Here is a 17,102-nt window from a genome sequence, read left to right as displayed (position 1 = left end):
TCACTCTTTGGCCGGCTCACGGGCCAGGCGGTCGATCTCTTCGCGGAATTCTTCCAGATCCTGGAAGCGCCGGTACACGGAGGCGAAGCGAATGTAGGCGACTTCGTCGAGCTTGCGCAGCTCGCTCATCACCAGCTCGCCGACCACCAGCGACTTGACCTCACGCTCGCCGGTAGCGCGCAGCTTGTGCTTGATGTGCGCCAGCGCTGCCTCGACCCGTTCGATGCTCACCGGGCGTTTTTCCAGCGCCCGCTGCACACCGGCGCGCAGTTTGTCTTCGTCGAACGGTTGTCGGGTGCCGTCCTGCTTGATCAGCCTGGGCAGCACCAGCTCGGCGGTTTCGAAGGTGGTGAAGCGCTCGCCGCAGGCCACGCATTCACGGCGACGGCGCACCTGCTCGCCCTCGGCGACGAGGCGGGAGTCGATGACCTTGGTGTCGTTGGCACCGCAAAAGGGACAGTGCATGGTGGCAGGCAACAGAAAAAAGGGGGCCTCATGGTAGCGCATCCCACTGGCAAGACAAGCCAAAGGGTTTACCATCAGCGAAATCTGCCCGTGAAGGATTACCCCATGCACCCTCGTGCGCTCATCGTGCTGTGCTGCGCCGCCCTGCTGGCTGCCTGCGGCAGCGATCGTCCAAAAACCCCACCTGCCGTGGCCGCGCCGCCCGAGAAGGTGGCGGTGAAGAAGGTCGATGAACCCGGTCCGCTGCTCGCCTGGCAGCGCGAACTGAACGGTTCGCTGGAAAACATTCCGCCGGGGGCGGACGTGGAACTGGCGCTGCTGGTGGTGGACGACAAAGGCCGTCCGCAACGCCTGCTGGCCAACAGCAACCTCACCGGCACCGGCCAGCCGCTGGCCTATCACCTGCGCTTCAACCCCGACGCCTTTCCTGCCAACGCGCGGGTCGAGCTGCGCGGCCGCGCCAGCCAGTCGGGGCAGTTGATTCTGCACATGCAATCGCAGCGTATCGCCCAGGCGCAGACCCAGACCCTCGCCCCCGTTCGCTTCGACAAGGCGCCCTGAGGTGCCGCTGCAGCAGGCCTTGAGCGCGCTGATCGGCGAAGCGCGCCTGGCCGTCAGTGCCTTGCCCGGCACCGACCTGCAGCTTTGGCTGCTCGACGAACAGAACATGGACCGCGCCTTCAGCAGTGAAGAAACCCAGCGAATCCTGGCCGAGCCACCGTACTGGAGCTTTTGCTGGGCCAGTGGCCTGGCCCTGGCTCGGTATCTGGCCGCACAGCCGCACTGGGTGCAGGGCAAGCGCGTGCTGGACTTCGGCGCCGGCTCAGGGGTTGCCGGGATCGCCGCTGCGCGTGCCGGGGCCGCCGAAGTGGTGGTGTGCGACCTCGACCCGCTGGCCTTGCACGCATGCCGGGCAAACGCCGAGCTGAACGAGGTGAAACTGGGCTATAGCGCCGACTTCTTCCGCGAGGCGGACCGCTTCGACCTGATACTGGTCGCCGATGTGCTGTACGACCGCGCCAACCTGCCCTTGCTCGACCAGTTCCTCAGCCGCGGCCGCCAGGCGCTGGTGGCCGATTCACGGGTGCGCGATTTCAGCCATCCGCTTTACCGCCCCCTCGGCACGCTGCACGCCGTGACCTTGCCGGACCTTGCCGAACCCCACGAATTCCGGTGCGTCAGCCTGTACCACGCGGCGCGCCAGCCTTTATAGTGGCGTCACCTTGCCTTGCGAGAATCACGATGAGCGCTACCGACACCCCGTACATCTTCGATGCCACCGAGGCCGACTTCCAGCAGTCGGTGATCGAGAACTCCTTCCACAAACCGGTACTGGTGGATTTCTGGGCCGAATGGTGCGCGCCCTGCAAGGCCCTGATGCCGATGCTGGCGAAAATTGCCGAGGAATATCGCGGCGAGCTGCTGCTGGCCAAGGTCAACTGTGATGTCGAGCAGCAGATCGTCGGCCAGTTCGGTATCCGCAGCCTGCCCACCGTGGTGCTGTTCAAGGATGGCCAGCCGGTCGACGGGTTCGCCGGCGCCCAACCTGAGTCAGCCATCCGCGCGATGCTCGAACCCCATGTGCAGTTGCCGCCCGCGCAAGAACAATCGCCGCTGGAGCAAGCCCAGGCGCTGTTCGCCGAAAGCCGCTTCACCGAAGCTGAGGCGACCCTCAAGCAACTGCTCAGCGAAGACAACAGCAATGCCTTGGGCCTGATTCTGTATGCCCGCTGCCTGGCCGAGCGTGGCGAACTGGGCGAAGCCGAGACCGTGCTCGGCGCGGTGACCGGTGACGAACACAAGGCCGCGCTGGCCGGCGCCAAAGCCCAGCTGACCTTCCTGCGCCAGGCCGCCAGCCTGCCGGAAGTCGCCGAGCTGAAAAGCCGCCTGGCGCAGAACCCGGGCGATGACGAAGCGGCCTACCAGCTGTGCATCCAGCAACTGGCTCGTCAGCAGTACGATGCGGCGCTGGACGGTTTGCTGAAGCTGTTCCAGCGCAACCGCAGCTATGCCGATGGCCTGCCGCACAAGTCGTTGCTGCAGGTCTTCGAACTGCTCGGCGGCGATCACCCGTTGGTCACTCAGTACCGCCGCAAACTGTTCGCGGCCATCTATTGAGTCAACCCTGCCCCGCATTACCCTGCCAACGGTACAGCGGGGCATCGCCTGCACTTTCGACCTTGACCTCTGCCGCATGGCGCAAGCGCACCAGCAGGCGTTTGCCGGCAACCTCACTACCCGCCAATGCTTCCAGCCGCTGCAGCAGTTGAGGCCCGTCGAGCTCACCCGCTTGCTGCAACACCGCCTTGGCGGCTTCCCACGTGCGGTCATCGCCACGCGCAATAGCCGGGCGCGGCGTTTGCGCTTCGGGCTCAGGCTCGGCAGGTGCGATCTGACCGCGCAACTGCGCCCATTCGCCGGGCTCCAGTTCGAGGGTCAGTTCCACCGGCCAGTCGCCGATCTGTCCGCGTATTCTCACGATGTCACCTTCTGCATGATCCGACGATGCCGCGCATGCTCCCATGACATGAAACTTGCGCCAAGCACTCTGGCAGCCGGAATGACCTTTGTTATAACATCACAAAACCTTCCCGCATCCGCTTCCGGAGCCTTACATGCGTCGTCTGCTGCTTGCCCTGCCCTTCGCTTTGCTGCCACTGGCCGTTGCCCAGGCCCACGACGATCACGACCATGATCATGATCATGACCATGCTCACGGCACTCTCGCGGCCCACGAGCACGGCGTCGCCAGCCTCAACGCCGTGCTCGACGACAGCACCCTGGAGCTGCAACTGGTCAGCCCGGCCATGAACCTGGTGGGCTTCGAACACGCCGCCAGCAGCGATGCCGACAAGGCCAAGGTCGCCGCCGCTCGTCAACAGCTCGAGCAGCCGCTGAAACTGTTCGCCCTGCCCGCCGCCGCAGGCTGCAAGGAAGACTCCCAGGAATTGGAAAGCCCGCTGTTCGGCGATGCGCCCGAGGCTGACGACGACGATGGCGATGCCCACGAGCACGGCCACGCAGACGTGCATGCACACTACCAGCTGACGTGCGCCAACCCCGGCAAGCTCACCCAGGTCGACCTGGCGCCGCTGTTCAAGGCCTTCCCTGCCACGCAGAAAATCAACGTGCAGGCGATTGGCCCGAACGGTCAGAAAGGACTGGAAACCACGCCCGGCAAGGCCGTGGTCGCGTTCTGAATGAGCCAGCCGCTGATCGATCTGAATGATCTGACCTTCGCCTGGCCTGGGCAACCGCCCTTGCTCGACATTCCGCGCTTTCAGCTTGAGCGCGGCGAGGCGTTGTTCCTCAAAGGTCCCAGCGGCAGTGGCAAGACCACCCTGTTGGGGCTGCTCGGCGGGGTCAATCGGGCGCAGCAAGGCAGCATCCGTCTGCTCGGGCAAGACCTGGCCGCCCTCGGCCAGGGCGCCCGCGACCGTTTTCGCGTCGATCACACCGGCTACATCTTCCAGCAGTTCAACCTGCTGCCGTTTCTGTCGGTGCGTGAGAACGTCGAACTGCCTTGCCGCTTTTCCCGCAGCCGTGCGCAGCGCGCCAGCCAGCGTTTCGGCAGTGTCGAGCGGGCAGCAGCGGCGTTGCTGGCGCATCTGGGGCTGGCCGATGAAACGCTGCTGGCGCGGCGTGCCGACAGCTTGTCGATTGGCCAGCAACAGCGCGTGGCAGCCGCCAGGGCGCTGATCGGCCAACCAGAACTGGTGATCGCCGACGAGCCGACCTCGGCGCTCGACGCCGATACCCGAGAAAGCTTCATCCGTCTACTGTTCGCCGAATGCCGCGAAGCCGGCGCCAGCCTGCTGTTCGTCAGTCACGATCAAAGCCTGGCGCCGTTGTTCGACCGCCACCTGTCGCTGCTCGATCTCAACCGCGCCAGCACGCCCCAGGAGGCCTGATGCACCTGCTTCGTATTGCCCTGGCCAGCCTGGCCAACCGGCGTTTCACTGCGCTGCTCACGGCGTTCGCCATTGCCCTCTCGGTGTGCCTGCTGCTGGCGGTGGAGCGCGTGCGTACCGAAGCCCGCGCCAGCTTCGCCAGCACCATCAGCGGCACTGACCTGATCGTCGGTGCCCGCTCAGGGTCGGTGAATCTGCTGCTGTATTCGGTGTTTCGCATCGGCAACGCCACCAACAACATTCGCTGGGACAGTTTCCAGCACTACGCCAACGACCCCCGGGTGAAGTGGGCGATTCCGATTTCTTTGGGCGACTCACACCGCGGCTACCGGGTCATGGGCACCAGCGCGGCGTATTTCGACCACTACCAGTACGGCCACCGGCAGAACCTGCAACTGGCGCAGGGCCGCGCCTTCGCCGACGATCCATTCGAGGTGGTGCTCGGCGCGGAAGTCGCCGAAGCGCTGCACTACACGCTGGGCGATCACCTGGTGCTGGCCCACGGCATCGCTGCGGTGAGCCTGGTCAAGCACGACGACAAGCCGTTCACCGTGGTCGGCGTGCTCAAGCGCACCGGTACCCCGGTCGACCGCACCCTGCACATCAGCCTGGCGGGCATGGAAGCCATTCACATCGACTGGCACAACGGCGTGCCCGCCCGCGGTGCCGGGCGCATCAGCGCCGAACAGGCGCGCGCCATGGACTTGCAGCCGGCGGCCATCACGGCTTTCATGCTTGGCCTGAACAACAAGATCGCCACCTTCAGCGTGCAGCGCGAAATCAACGAATTTCGCAACGAACCGCTGCTGGCGATTCTGCCTGGGGTGGCCCTGCAAGAGTTGTGGAGCCTGATGAGCACCGCCGAGCAGGCGCTGTTCGTGGTGTCGCTGTTCGTCGTGCTGACCGGCCTGATCGGCATGCTCACGGCGATTCTCACCAGCCTCAACGAGCGGCGCCGGGAGATGGCGATTCTCCGCTCGGTGGGCGCACGGCCCTGGCACATCGGCGGCTTGCTGGTGCTGGAGGCCGCTGCCCTGGCCGCGGCCGGTATCGTCGCCGGTCTGGCCCTGCTGTATGCGGGCATTGCCCTCGCCCAAGGCTACGTGCAAGCCAACTACGGTCTGTACCTGCCCCTGGCCTGGCCCAGCGCCCACGAGTGGAGCCTGCTGGGGCTGATCTTCGCCGCCGCCTTGCTGATGGGCAGCGTGCCGGCCTGGCGCGCCTACCGACAGTCACTGGCCGACGGCCTGTCGATCCACCTGTGAGGCCGCCCGCGATGAACCGCCGCATGCCACCGGCAAAACGCCTGGGACCGGGCGCGCTGACACTGATTCTGCTGCTGATGCTGGCGCTGATCGCCCCTGTCTGGGCGGGCGAGCCGCGTGAGCTCGACTGGCCGGCGCTGATCCCCGAGGGCGCGCCGATCATCGAGCCGCAGATGGCGCCGCTGCACGACCTGTCGCAACTGAGCGATGCGCTGTCGGCCGAGTCGGCGCCAGCGGCGCTGCAACCAGCGCCCAACGCCCCGGTGGTGCAGGCACTGGACGGCCAGATGATCAAGCTGCCCGGTTACATCGTGCCGCTGGAAGTCAGCGAGGAAGGCCGCACCACCGAGTTTCTACTGGTGCCGTACTACGGCGCCTGCATCCACGTGCCACCGCCCCCGGCCAACCAGATCGTGCACATCGTCAGCGAAATGGGCGTGCGCGTTGAAGACCTCTACCAGCCGTACTGGATCGAGGGCACGCTCAAGGTCGCGCATTCGAGCAGCGAGCTGGCCGAGTCGGGGTATCAGATGGAAGCCGAGAAGATCTACGCCTACGAATTGAAGTGAGCAAGAGTTCCCTGACCCCAACGCTTTGTTGAGCTGTGTCAAATCTTGCGCTAAGGCCGCTCCGTACCATTGCGCCATTCACTTCATAACGTCCTTTCGGAGCTTCCATGAACAAGTCCTTGCTCGGTGCCTCGCTGATCGCCCTGGCCCTGGCAGCGCCGGCTGCCCACGCTTATCAGGCGGGTGATTTCATCCTGCGTTCCGGCGCCATCACCACCGCGCCCAACGAAGACAGCGGCGAAATCAAGCTCGACGGCGCACGGGTATCGGGCACCAAGGCCACCCTCAACAGCGACACCCAGCTGGGCCTGGCCTTCGCCTACATGCTCACCGAGCACGTCGGTATCGAACTGCTGGCCGCCACCCCGTTCAAGCACACCGTTGGCGTCAAGGGCCTGGGCGCAGGCCTCGATGGCAAGCTGGCCGACATCAAGCAACTGCCACCCACCCTTTCGTTGCAGTACTACCCGATGGACGCCTCCTCGAAGTTCCAGCCCTACGCGGGTATCGGCGTCAACTACACGCTGTTTTTCGATGAAGAACTGAGCAGCTCGCGCAAGCAGCAAGGCTTCAGCAACATGAAGCTGCAAGACTCGGTAGGCCTGGCCGGCCAGCTGGGCATGGACTACATGCTCACTGACAACCTGCTGGTCAACGCCGCGGTCTGGTACGTCGACATCAACACCAAGGCCACCATCGACGGGCCAAGCGCCCTGGGCGTTGGCAAGACCAAGGTCAACGTCGAAGTCGACCCATGGGTCTACATGGTCGGTATCGGCTACAAGTTCTGATCTGACCCCAGTCAGAGCAACGCCCCACCCCCGCGACAGCGGAGGTGGGGCGTTTTCATGTGCGTCTGAAATAAGCTCAGGGCTGCTTGAGCAGCTCGCGCAGACCATCCACCAGAGCAGTCGGCTCGGCCAGGATGAAGCGCGCCAGCAGGCGGCTGTTGTCGGCCCGCGAGTGACGAATGTCGCCGGAACGTGCCGGCAGGTGGCTGATTGCCGGCAGGCCGTCCAGCGCCTGGCCCAGCGCGGCCAGCAGTTGATTGAGCGAGGTGGCCTGGTTCAGGCCGATGTTCACCGCGCCCTCCTCGACCCGAGGCTGATCCAGCGCCTGTTGCATGATCTGCACCAGGTCGGTGACGTAGAGGAAGTCACGGGTCTGCTCACCATCGCCGAACACGGTGATCGGCAACTGCTGCAGCGCGCGCTGACAGAAGATGCTGATGACCCCTGAATACGGTGACGAAGGGTCCTGGCGCGGACCGAAGATGTTGAAGAAGCGAAACACCACCGGCTCCAGGCCGTGCTGGCGGCGGTAGAAATCCAGGTACTGCTCGCTGGCGAGCTTATCCACCGCATAGGGCGTCAACGGCGCCTTGGGCGTGTCTTCAGCGATGGCCTGCCCTTCGCCATTGTTGCCGTACACCGCCGCGCTGGAGGCGAACAGCACCCGCCGAATGCCGTGCACGCGCAGGGCTTCGCAAACGTTCAGGGTGCCGATGAAATTGCTCTGGTGGGTTTTCACCGGATCATCCACGGACGCCTGCACCGAGGCCACTGCGGCCAGGTGCACCACGGCGCGACAACCTTGCGCGGCGCGCAGCACCAGGGCGCTGTCGGCGACATCGCCTTGAATCAGCTCAAGGTGCGGGTGATCGAGTTGCAGGTTGCCAGGCTTGCCAGTGGACAGGTCATCCAGCACCCGCACGCGCTGACCGCTCGCCAGCAGCGCGTCGCACAGGTGCGAGCCGATGAAGCCGGCGCCGCCGGTGATAAGAACGGGGGCATCAGACATTTCGGTAGAAGCGCTCTAGTAGAGGGGGCAGTCCAGCGCGCCAGGCACGCGGCTTGATGCCGAAGGTGTGCAGGATCTTCTTGCAGGCCAGCACCGCGTTCTGCGGCTCTTCGCTGGCGTCGAGGCTGGCCGCATGGGCTTGCGCACTGGGCACCTGAATGGCCAGGGTACGACGCTGCGACGCTTCGGCGAGAATCGCCTGGCCGAGTACCACCGGAGTGGTCGCCTCGTTGCCGGCGTAATGGTACGTCCCCCACAGCGGCGCGGCGCAATCGAGCTGCTTGAGCACCGAGATGATTACCCGCGCGGCATCGTCTACCGGCGTTGGATTGCCGCGTCGGTCATCGGCCAGCAGCAACTCCTGCGGCAGCTCGGCGCGGGTCAGGAAGCGCCCCAGCAGGCCGTCGATGCTCTCGTCGAGCACCCAGCCGAAACGTAGCAGGATGTGCTGCGGGCAAGCGGCGCGCACGCTTTGCTCGATCCGCCACAGGGCCTGGCCGCGCTGACCGAGCGGTACCGGCTCGTCCTTTTCGCTGTATGCGGTAGCCCGTGAGCCATCGAACACGCGGTAGCTGGAGGGCTGCACAAGGGTGATCTGGTGGTGCTGGCACAGTTCAGCCAGGCGCTCCACCGCACGTTCCTGCTGGGTCAGGCGCTGGTCGCTGACCGACTCGGCCTGGAACCAGTCGAAATAATAGGCAAGGTTTATCAGCGCATCGGGACGATTGTCGTCGAGCAACTGGGTCAGGCTTGCGGCATCCCAGCCGTCTTCGGGTGGCCGCGGTGCGAGAAATCCGATGTTTTCCTCGGCCCCGAGACGAATCAGCGCTTGCCCGAGGGCATTGCCACCACCCAACAGCATCAGGCGCATACGCATAGAGTCAGCAGATCCGAACAGGTTGATAAGGAAAGCGAACATTGTGGGGTTTACCTTCCTGCCAGCGCAACCCCGGCAATGGCGCGGCCCACACGGCTATTCGATTTCGAACAAGCCGTGGCTGATCGGCCCGACGCTGAGGCGCTCGCGCACATCGTCGTCGATGCGCGGATCGTCCGGCCGGTACAGCTTGACCTGACGGTAGGCGTTGATCCGATTGATGTCTGCGCCCAGGTACTCCCAGACCACCCGGGTACAGGCCGGGTTGCGTCGATCGCCGCTCGATACGCCGGTCTTGAGGCCATTGAGGCGGGTAATGCGGCTCTTGAAGCTGGGGATCAGGATGGTCTGGCTCATTTCATTGAGCGTCAGTGATTCGTAGTCGATCAGGAACAGGCGATCCTGCAGTTGAAAGGCTGCGCCCAGATAACGGCAGCGCACCCAGTCCTCGGCCTGTACGTCGGTGCTGCTGGTGCGTTCCTGGCGCTCTTGGCGCTCGAACAGAAAGCGCCCGCGTTCTTCGCGCAGGTGCACCAGCGACAGCAGCACCATGCCTGGTACCGACATACAGTTGGAATACTCGAAGTAATAACCGCAGTAGCGCGACAGGTTGCCACCGTGTTCATGCAATGGCTGGAACAGCTCGGCGATCGGATCGCCCAGTTGCTTGGCCAGTGTCGAGGAATGCCGCGCGCCGATCAGCCGCGCGAACTGATCGGGCGGCAGGCCCAGTTCGTAATCCTCGACGCCGAAGAAATCGCCGATCCGTTTGAGGTTGTAGTTCGTCGGATGGCTCTGTCCGCTGAGGTATTTGTTGAATTGCGCGCGGTTGATCGACAACTGCCGGCAAACCTCGGAGATAGAGCGGTAATGGCTGCAGGCCAGCTTTAGATTGAGGGCGAAGTGCTCGCTCATGTGTCCGTCCAACTGATGCGAAGGACGCAATTCTAGCATCAAGTCGCATCAAGTAAGACCAAGCCGCGAAATTGTAACCCTTCGTGTCATAGCCAACCATGCGCCCCATCGAATTGCGCCGCGCCCTGCCGCGCGGGTCATCCAACGCGAAAAATAAGAATCGAGGTTCTTTTCATGCTCGACGCACTCAACGATTTCCTCTCGGGGAAACTCCTCATCGTGCTCATCGTCGGTCTCGGTGGCTACTTCACGATCCGCTCGCGGTTCGTGCAATTCCGCCACTTTGGCCACATGTTCGGGGTATTCAAGGAATCCCTTCGCGGCCAGGCAGGCCAGCTCAGCTCGTTCCAGGCGCTCATGCTCAGCCTTGCAGGCCGGGTGGGTGCCGGCAACATCGCCGGTGTCGGTATCGCCGTGACCCTGGGCGGCCCAGGTGCAGTGTTCTGGATGTGGGTCACCGCGCTGGTGGGCATGTCCAGCAGCTTCTTCGAATGTACCTTGGCCCAGGTGTACAAGCGCGCCGACGGCGACGGCCTGTACCGCGGTGGTCCGGCCTACTACATCCTGCACGGCCTCAAGCGCCGCAGCATGGCCATCGTCTTCTCGATCCTGTTACTGGTCACCTACGGCTTCGCCTTCATCGGCCTGCAGTCGTACACCGTGACCCACTCGCTGCAGAACGCCTTCGACTTCTCGCCCAGCCACACCGGCATCGTCCTCGCGGTACTGCTGGCGATCACCTTCATTGGCGGCATCAAGCGTATCGCTGCGGTGTCCGACCTGCTGGTACCGGTCAAGACCCTGGCCTACATCGGCGTGACCCTGTACGTCATCGGCACCCAGATCGAACACGTGCCGGCGATGCTGGAAACCATCTTCAAGAGCGCCTTCGGCCTCGACCCGGCATTCGGCGGCCTGCTCGGCAGCGCCATCGTCATGGGTGTGAAGCGCGGCGTGTTCGCCAACGAAGCCGGCCTTGGCAGTGCGCCCAACGTCGCGGCAGTGGCAGCGGTCAAGCACCCGGGGGCGCAGGGCGTGGTTCAGGCGTTCAGCGTGTTCCTCGATACCTTCGTGATCTGCACCTGCACCGCGCTGCTGATCCTGCTGTCGGGCTTCTACACCCCAGGCTTCGAAGGCGATGGCATCGTGCTGACGCAGAACTCGCTGGCCGCTGTGGTCGGTGACTGGGGCCGTATTTTCGTCAGCGTGGCGCTGTCGCTGTTCGTCTTCACCTGCATCCTCTACAACTACTACCTGGGCGAGAACAGCCTGCAGTTCCTGACCCGTAATCGCGCCGTACTGATGGGCTTCCGCGCACTGGTCCTGGCACTGGTGGTGTGGGGTTCCATGCAGGATCTGTCGACTGTCTTCGCCTTCGCCGACATCACCATGACCTGCCTGGCCTTCGTCAACCTGATCGCCCTGACCCTGCTGTTCAAGGTCGGCCTGCGTGTGATGCGCGACTACGACGCCCAGCGCCGTGCCGGCATCAAGCAGCCGGTGTTCGACTCCAGCAAGTTCGCCGATCTGGACCTGGACCGCGCCGCCTGGCCGGCCAACCCGCAGCACGAAACCGCTGCCGACCACAGCATCGTCCACCCTCAGACGCAACGCTGATACCCTCCCCCTGTCAGCCGCCCCGTTCGCGGGCGGCGGCTTCTCTTTGCCCATCGCTACGGAATGCTCCATGCGCGCAGTCAAGAATCTTCTGGTTTTGTATACCGGCGGCACCATCGGCATGCTCGAAACCCCAAACGGCCTGGCGCCGGCCGGCGGCTTCGACGCCCGTATGCGCGAGCATCTGCTGCAGCGCAGCGATGCCCCGCAAATCGATTGGACCTTGCGTGAACTGAACCCGCTGCTCGACAGCGCCAACATGCAGCCGGGCAACTGGCTGGCGATGCGCGATGCCATCGTCGAAGCGGTCGACCAGCATGGCCATGACGGCGTGCTGGTGCTGCACGGCACCGACACCCTGGCGCACAGCGCCGCTGCGCTTAGCTTCCTGCTGCTCGGCTTGCCGGTGCAGGTGCTGCTGACTGGCTCGATGCTGCCGGCCGGCGCGCCAGACAGCGATGCCTGGGACAATCTCTGCGGCGCTCTCAGGGCATTCGAACAGGGCCTGGAAGACGGCGTGCAGGTGTACTTCCATGGCAAGCGGCTGCACGGCTGCCGGGTGTCGAAGCTGCGCAGCGAAGCGTTCGACGCGTTCGTAGCACTGCCACGCCACCGTGAAGGCGAAAAGGCCAGCGCCCTCCCTGCCAACCTCGATTATCGCCACCCGCGCCAGCCGGTGAATCTGGCGGTGCTGCCGGTATTCCCAGGCTTGCAGGCCGAACAGGTCCGCGGCCTGATCGACAGCGGCGTTCAAGGCCTGGTGCTGGAATGCTACGGCAGCGGCACTGGTCCGTCCGACGATCAAGCGCTGCTCGACGTGCTGCACGACGCCCGCCAGGCCGGCGTGGTGATCGTTGCCATCAGCCAATGCCCGGAAGGTGCCGTGCTGTTCGACACCTACGCCGCCGGCAGCCGCCTGCGCGACACCGGCCTGCTCAGCGGTGGCGGCATGACCCGCGAAGCGGCCTTGGGCAAGCTGTTCGCCCTGCTCGGCGCAGGGCTCGACCAGCAGGCCGCCGAGCACTGGTTCATGCTCGATCTGTGTGGTGAGCGAGCCTGAGTCGCTGACCGGTGCTGAAAAAACCGTGGCCTCAAGCCACGGTTTTTTTTTGCGCAGCGTACGCGGTCGGCGACCGCGCTCAGATGAACGGACGACAGACCAGCTCCAGGCCGAGCACGATCAAAAAGACCAGGAAACACTGGCGAAAACGCGCCGCACTGATGCGCACTCTGATCCGCTGCCCCAGCCACATCCCCAGCAGCGCGGGCACCACCGCCAGCGTCGACACACCGGCCTGCGAAACCTGAAACGCACCGTTGAAGAACAGTCCAACGGCCAGCGCCAGCGTGGAAACGGTGAACGACAGACCGAGCGCCTGCACTAATTTTTCGCGGCTCATGTGCAATGAGCCCAGGTACGGCACCGCCGGCATGACGAACACGCCGGTGGCACCTGTGACGATGCCGGTAAGCGCACCGATCAACGGTGAGAGCCAGCGCTCAGCGATGATCGGAACGGCCAGTTTCGGCGCGACCAGCGCGTACCCGGCATACACCAGCAAGGCCAGGCCAAGCGCGAACCCTGACCACAACGGATCGACTGCGACCAGCAGCGCAGCACCAGCTATCGTCCCCACGCTGATGCACAGCATCATCGGCCAGAACCGCCGAAGCAGCCGAGCCAATGATGGTCCGCTGAACAACTGCCAGATATTGGTCACGAACGAAGGGATGATCAGCAACGCTGCTGCGGCCGCTGGCGACATCACCACGCCGAGCAAGCCCATCGCTACTGTCGGCAGGCCCATGCCGGTAACGCCCTTGACTAATCCGGCCGCCAGAAAGGTCCCCGTCAGCAGAAGCGCGAAGACAATCGAATCATGCATGTGTGAGCGCCTGGCCTGAGGTGGGTTTGGGTCAAATTGAAGCGCGTGAGCACCTGCGGCACAATCAGGAAACCTCAGCCACGCCTTCGGACTACCCGAAGGCAGACATAGGTACGCCATGCGCCTCGATGTAGCCGATCTGCAATTGTTCCTGTGCATCGTGGACGCCGGCAGCATCACCGCCGGCGCCGAACGCGCCAATCTCGCACTGGCATCGGCCAGCGAGCGACTGCGCAACATCGAGAAGGCGGTAGGAGTCGAACTGCTGCAGCGCCGCTCCAGAGGTGTGACCACCACCGAAGCCGGCGAAGCACTGGCGCACCACGCACGCTTGATTCTGCGTCAGCAGGAAGCGCTCAGGAGTGAACTGGAAGATTACGCCAGGGGCGCTCGCGGCACCGTTCAGTTGTACGCCAACACTGCGGCGCTCTCGGACTTTTTACCCAGCCGCCTCGCACCCTGGCTGGCGCAGCGTCCGCGCTTACGTATGGAGATCAAGGAGCGGACCAGCACGGATATCATCCGCGCGGTCGCGGCGGGGCTGATCGAAGCCGGGGTGGTTTCGACCGCTGTACAGGCGCAGGACGTCCAGCTGATAGCGATCGCACAGGATCATCTGGTGATCATCGCCGATCCGGTACTCGCGAGCGGCTTCGCCCGAGAGGTCGCTTTCGCAGACCTGCTCACCCTGCCCTTTGTCGGCCTCTACCAGGGAAGCGCGCTGCAGGATCACATCGATCAGCATGCCCACGATGCCGGAAGGCCTTTGGACATCCGAATCAGGATGAGCAGTTTTGAGGACGTGTGTGAAATGGTTGCTCACGGCGTGGGCGTTGCGATTGTTCCAAAGAGGATCGCTCAGCGATACAGACGGCGACATTCGCTACGTGTGCATACGCTGAGCGATGTGTGGGCGAAGCGTGAATTGTGTCTTTGCCTGCGTGACTGGGAAGCGTTGTCTGCACCGATGCAGAGCCTGCTCACGTATCTTCTGGAGGGTGCAGAAAAGCGGGACTGAGGGTCGACAGCCGACTTTATATGGCAGATAGATCGTCACCGACCGCTCTGAAAGCAGAATCTAGCCCTCGCATTCTGCCGGCTACTCGTTTCCGAACACAGCGTTGGCCTCATCGGCCTTAAATGAAATAGTGAAACGGTCATCATCAAGATATTCGATATCGATCTTCCCAATTATCGGCTGGCCATCGACAGTGACGAACCTATAGGTGTTCGCCATGAAGACGACTGGCTCCCACACCTCCCTTGCCGCCACATGACAACCCAATCCGAACAACATACCGCCCATTGAGGCAATAGGTGCGGCATAGGCTTGAACATATTGAAACCAAGTTGGGCCTGTGGAAACCAGATAAAGAATCTGCGACGGCCTGACGATCAAGGCATAGATGCCCATCACAGTGCAGGCGGCTCCAAGAGCGATCAGCACCCAACCGAGAGCCCGAGCGTTTTCTCCACGGCCCCTGAGATACCGGGCATATCGCTCGCGAAACCCTTGCAAGTTGTAATCCGTCTTGTGATGACTCAACCGTACCTGTAGGGGGTCAACTGCTTGATGTTCTGACTGCATGAGCCACTCCTCAAAAAGAGTGAATATTAAGCAGTCCAAGGCAGTAATCATGGCCTCGAGACCAAGTGCAGACAACTCCTACAACGAAAGCAGATTCACCTTTCAGCCTTGCTTCTAACTGATTTCATTCATTTACAGTACACATAAAAAAGCCCGAAGCAATGCTCCGGGCTTTTGATTCAAAGCGCTACATGCCGGTTCGAATCAGAACGGAATATCATCATCGAAACTGTCGAAGTCGGCCGCTGGCTGCTGCTGTTGCGCCGGCTGCTGGGCTGGGCGCTGAGCCTGTTGCGGACGCGGGGCCTGCTGACGAGGCGCCTGGTTGTACTGCTGCTGACCGTGATCCTGATTGTAGGAATCACCGTTGTCGCGTGGACCCTGGGCGTTGCCGCCGCCGCCGCTACCACCCAACAGCTGCATGGTGCCGTTGATGTCGACGATGATCTCGGTGGTGTAGCGCTTGACGCCGTCCTTTTCCCACTCGCGGGTCTGCAGCTTGCCTTCGATGTAGCACTGCGAGCCCTTGCGCAGGTACTGGCCGGCAATCTCGGCAACCTTGCCGAACAGCGAGACGCGGTGCCACTCGGTGCGCTCGACCTTCTGACCGGACTGTTTGTCGGTCCACTGCTCGCTGGTGGCCAGGCTCAGGTTGGTCACGGCGTTACCGTTGGGCAGGTAGCGGGTTTGAGGATCCTGACCACAGGTACCGACCAGAATGACTTTGTTAACCCCACGGGCCATAACGTTCTCCTAGGCTTCGCACGCCGCCGCGGGTGGATTCACCAGCCGCTCCAGGGTCGCACGATCCAAAATTTTCGTATCCAGTTTGATGTAGATGGCAGCTTCGTCCGCCACCACCACGGCGTCGGTCACACCCGGCACGGCCATGAGGCGCTCGGCCAGCCCGGCGTCACGGGTTGCCTCTGGCGTCAGCGGCATGCGCAGACTGGTGACATAAGGCGGTTCGTTCATGCCCAGCGCGCTGATCAGCCACACCGCGCACAGCACTGCACAACCGACGAACACGCCGTTGAGGCCACCGTGCTGGAACAACCAGCCACCGAGAATGCCGCCCAGTGCAGCGCCAAGGAACTGGCTGGTGGAATACACCCCCATCGCCGTGCCTTTGCCACCCGCCGGCGACACCTTGCTGACCAGTGAAGGCAAGGACGCCTCCAGCAGGTTGAACGCGGTGAAGAATATCACGGTGCCAATCAGCAGTCCGCGCAAGTTGTCAGCCCACTGCCAGAAAAACACTTCCACCAGCAACAGCACACTGACCGCGCCAAGCAACACGCGTTTCATCTTGCGCTTTTTCTCGCCGTAGATGATGAACGGCACCATTGCGAAAAATGAAACGAGCAACGCGGTCAGGTACACCCACCAGTGCTCTTCCTTCGGCAAACCACCGCGCTCGACGAACGCCAGCGGCAGCGCGATGAAGCTGGCCATGAGGATGGCGTGCAGGATGAAAATGCTCACATCCAGACGCAGAAGGTCCGGGTGACGCAGGGTTGGGCCCAGTGCCTGGCGCGCAACGCCCGACTCACGATGCTGCAGGGCCGTGTGCGCGTTCGGCACGACGAAGGCGACGATGCCCAGGCCAATGACGGCCAGTCCTGCAGTAGCGAGGAAAAGGCCTGACAAACCGAAGGCACTTGTCAGCAATGGCCCGACGACCATGGCCACCGCGAAAGATAAGCCGATGCTCATGCCGATCATCGCCATGGCTTTGGTGCGGTGCTGCTCCCGGGTAAGGTCCGACAACAACGCCATGACCGCGGCCGAGATCGCGCCCGCGCCCTGCAGGATACGTCCGGCGATCACGCCCCAGATCGAATCGGCCTGGGCTGCAAGGATGCTGCCCAGAGCGAACACCAGCAGCCCGAGGTAAATGACCGGACGCCGGCCGATACGGTCGGAGATCATCCCGAACGGGATTTGCAGCACCGCCTGGGTCAATCCATAGGCACCGATCGCCAGGCCAATCAATGCAGGCGTGGCGCCGGCCAGGTCCATCCCATAGGTCGCCAGCACCGGCAGCACCATGAACATGCCCAGCATGCGAAAAGCGAAGACCAGGGCAAGGCCGCCTGCGGCGCGCGTTTCAGTGCCACTCATGCGGTCGCTATGGGTGTCGTGCATGGATAAACCTCGTGTGAACCGGCGGCGATTCTATCAGTCGGACGGCTTATGGGCATACACG

20 protein-coding genes are annotated in these 17,102 nt (G+C 63.3%); 11 read left to right on the top strand and 9 right to left on the bottom strand.

The genetic code is table 11. The features are described 5' to 3' along the window. A complete protein-coding gene (gene nrdR / locus LK03_RS07940) occupies window positions 1–465 on the bottom strand; it encodes a transcriptional regulator NrdR (RefSeq protein ID WP_033727684.1) in 465 nt (154 codons plus the stop codon). 105 nt (window positions 466–570) lie between these two features. Here nrdR and LK03_RS07935 point away from each other — a divergent pair, with 105 nt between their 5' ends. From LK03_RS07935 to trxA, 3 genes are read left to right on the top strand one after another with little or no spacing between them, the layout of a single operon-like run. Next, window positions 571–1,026 (top strand): YbaY family lipoprotein, encoded by a 456-nt coding sequence (locus tag LK03_RS07935; RefSeq protein WP_038411814.1) that lies wholly within the window; start codon window positions 571–573, stop codon window positions 1,024–1,026. Window position 1,027: 1 nt separating this feature from the next. Further along, window positions 1,028–1,678: a class I SAM-dependent methyltransferase gene (locus LK03_RS07930; protein ID WP_038411813.1), complete on the top strand. Its 651-nt coding sequence runs from the start codon at window positions 1,028–1,030 to the stop codon at window positions 1,676–1,678. Window positions 1,679–1,707: 29 nt separating this feature from the next. Beyond that, a complete protein-coding gene (gene trxA / locus LK03_RS07925) occupies window positions 1,708–2,583 on the top strand; it encodes a thioredoxin (RefSeq protein ID WP_038411812.1) in 876 nt (291 codons plus the stop codon). A gap of 1 nt (window position 2,584) precedes the next feature. Here trxA and LK03_RS07920 read toward each other — a convergent pair whose 3' ends face one another. Next, window positions 2,585–2,947, bottom strand: coding sequence for a hypothetical protein (locus LK03_RS07920; RefSeq protein ID WP_038414647.1), 363 nt, complete (start codon window positions 2,945–2,947; stop codon window positions 2,585–2,587). A gap of 133 nt (window positions 2,948–3,080) precedes the next feature. On the opposite strand from LK03_RS07920, the gene LK03_RS07915 reads away from it, so the two are divergent. The 5 genes from LK03_RS07915 (at window position 3,081) to LK03_RS07895 (ending at window position 7,001) form a co-directional block, all read left to right on the top strand. Beyond that, window positions 3,081–3,665 (top strand): DUF2796 domain-containing protein, encoded by a 585-nt coding sequence (locus LK03_RS07915; RefSeq protein ID WP_038411811.1) that lies wholly within the window; start codon window positions 3,081–3,083, stop codon window positions 3,663–3,665. Beyond that, window positions 3,666–4,376 (top strand): ABC transporter ATP-binding protein, encoded by a 711-nt coding sequence (locus LK03_RS07910; RefSeq protein ID WP_038411810.1) that lies wholly within the window; start codon window positions 3,666–3,668, stop codon window positions 4,374–4,376. It begins immediately after the preceding gene. Next, window positions 4,376–5,641, top strand: coding sequence for an ABC transporter permease (locus LK03_RS07905; protein ID WP_038411809.1), 1,266 nt, complete (start codon window positions 4,376–4,378; stop codon window positions 5,639–5,641). The genes LK03_RS07910 and LK03_RS07905 overlap by 1 nt, the downstream gene beginning before the upstream one ends. A gap of 77 nt (window positions 5,642–5,718) precedes the next feature. Continuing rightward, complete coding sequence (locus LK03_RS07900) at window positions 5,719–6,210, top strand: DUF3299 domain-containing protein (protein WP_430962072.1); 492 nt, start codon at window positions 5,719–5,721, stop codon at window positions 6,208–6,210. Between the two features lie 107 nt (window positions 6,211–6,317). Beyond that, window positions 6,318–7,001 carry an OmpW/AlkL family protein gene (locus tag LK03_RS07895; RefSeq protein ID WP_028695450.1) on the top strand — a complete coding sequence of 228 codons (684 nt, stop codon included), beginning with the start codon at window positions 6,318–6,320 and terminating at the stop codon, window positions 6,999–7,001. A 76-nt stretch (window positions 7,002–7,077) separates the two neighbouring features. On the opposite strand, the gene LK03_RS07890 is transcribed toward LK03_RS07895, so the two are convergent. From LK03_RS07890 to LK03_RS07880, 3 genes are all read right to left on the bottom strand, one after another. Further along, window positions 7,078–8,010, bottom strand: coding sequence for an NAD-dependent epimerase/dehydratase family protein (locus LK03_RS07890; RefSeq protein WP_038411807.1), 933 nt, complete (start codon window positions 8,008–8,010; stop codon window positions 7,078–7,080). After that, on the bottom strand, window positions 8,003–8,887 hold the full coding sequence (locus LK03_RS07885; RefSeq protein WP_038414646.1) for a sugar nucleotide-binding protein: 885 nt from the start codon (window positions 8,885–8,887) through the stop codon (window positions 8,003–8,005). Before LK03_RS07885 ends, LK03_RS07890 begins: the two co-directional genes overlap by 8 nt. Window positions 8,888–8,983: 96 nt before the next feature. Then, window positions 8,984–9,802 (bottom strand): Cro/Cl family transcriptional regulator, encoded by an 819-nt coding sequence (locus LK03_RS07880; protein WP_038411806.1) that lies wholly within the window; start codon window positions 9,800–9,802, stop codon window positions 8,984–8,986. A 174-nt stretch (window positions 9,803–9,976) separates the two neighbouring features. Between LK03_RS07880 and LK03_RS07875 the strand changes: the two genes are divergently transcribed. Then, complete coding sequence (locus LK03_RS07875; RefSeq protein ID WP_038411805.1) at window positions 9,977–11,419, top strand: alanine/glycine:cation symporter family protein; 1,443 nt, start codon at window positions 9,977–9,979, stop codon at window positions 11,417–11,419. Window positions 11,420–11,489: 70 nt separating this feature from the next. Further along, the gene (locus LK03_RS07870) at window positions 11,490–12,479 is read left to right on the top strand and encodes an asparaginase (protein ID WP_038411804.1); all 990 of its coding nucleotides are present in this window, start codon (window positions 11,490–11,492) and stop codon (window positions 12,477–12,479) included. A gap of 79 nt (window positions 12,480–12,558) precedes the next feature. Here LK03_RS07870 and LK03_RS07865 read toward each other — a convergent pair whose 3' ends face one another. Beyond that, entirely contained in the window at window positions 12,559–13,305 is a 747-nt protein-coding gene (locus LK03_RS07865; protein WP_038411803.1) for a sulfite exporter TauE/SafE family protein, read from the bottom strand. Window positions 13,306–13,423: 118 nt separating this feature from the next. Between LK03_RS07865 and LK03_RS07860 the strand changes: the two genes are divergently transcribed. Then, window positions 13,424–14,323: a LysR substrate-binding domain-containing protein gene (locus LK03_RS07860; RefSeq protein WP_038411802.1), complete on the top strand. Its 900-nt coding sequence runs from the start codon at window positions 13,424–13,426 to the stop codon at window positions 14,321–14,323. Between the two features lie 81 nt (window positions 14,324–14,404). Here LK03_RS07860 and LK03_RS07855 read toward each other — a convergent pair whose 3' ends face one another. The 3 genes from LK03_RS07855 to LK03_RS07845 form a co-directional block, all read right to left on the bottom strand. Continuing rightward, window positions 14,405–14,893, bottom strand: a complete 489-nt coding sequence (locus LK03_RS07855; protein ID WP_156109523.1) for a hypothetical protein — start codon at window positions 14,891–14,893, stop codon at window positions 14,405–14,407. Window positions 14,894–15,097: 204 nt separating this feature from the next. Further along, on the bottom strand, window positions 15,098–15,637 hold the full coding sequence (gene ssb, locus LK03_RS07850) for a single-stranded DNA-binding protein (RefSeq protein WP_038411800.1): 540 nt from the start codon (window positions 15,635–15,637) through the stop codon (window positions 15,098–15,100). Window positions 15,638–15,646: 9 nt separating this feature from the next. Next, window positions 15,647–17,041 carry an MFS transporter gene (locus tag LK03_RS07845; RefSeq protein WP_038411799.1) on the bottom strand — a complete coding sequence of 465 codons (1,395 nt, stop codon included), beginning with the start codon at window positions 17,039–17,041 and terminating at the stop codon, window positions 15,647–15,649. Window positions 17,042–17,102 lie beyond the last annotated feature (61 nt).

The organism is Pseudomonas cremoricolorata (genome assembly GCF_000759535.1).
Classification (GTDB): domain Bacteria; phylum Pseudomonadota; class Gammaproteobacteria; order Pseudomonadales; family Pseudomonadaceae; genus Aquipseudomonas; species Aquipseudomonas cremoricolorata_A.
The sequence above is the reverse complement of the archived record's forward strand: the minus strand, read 5'-3'. Positions and strand labels throughout refer to the sequence as shown.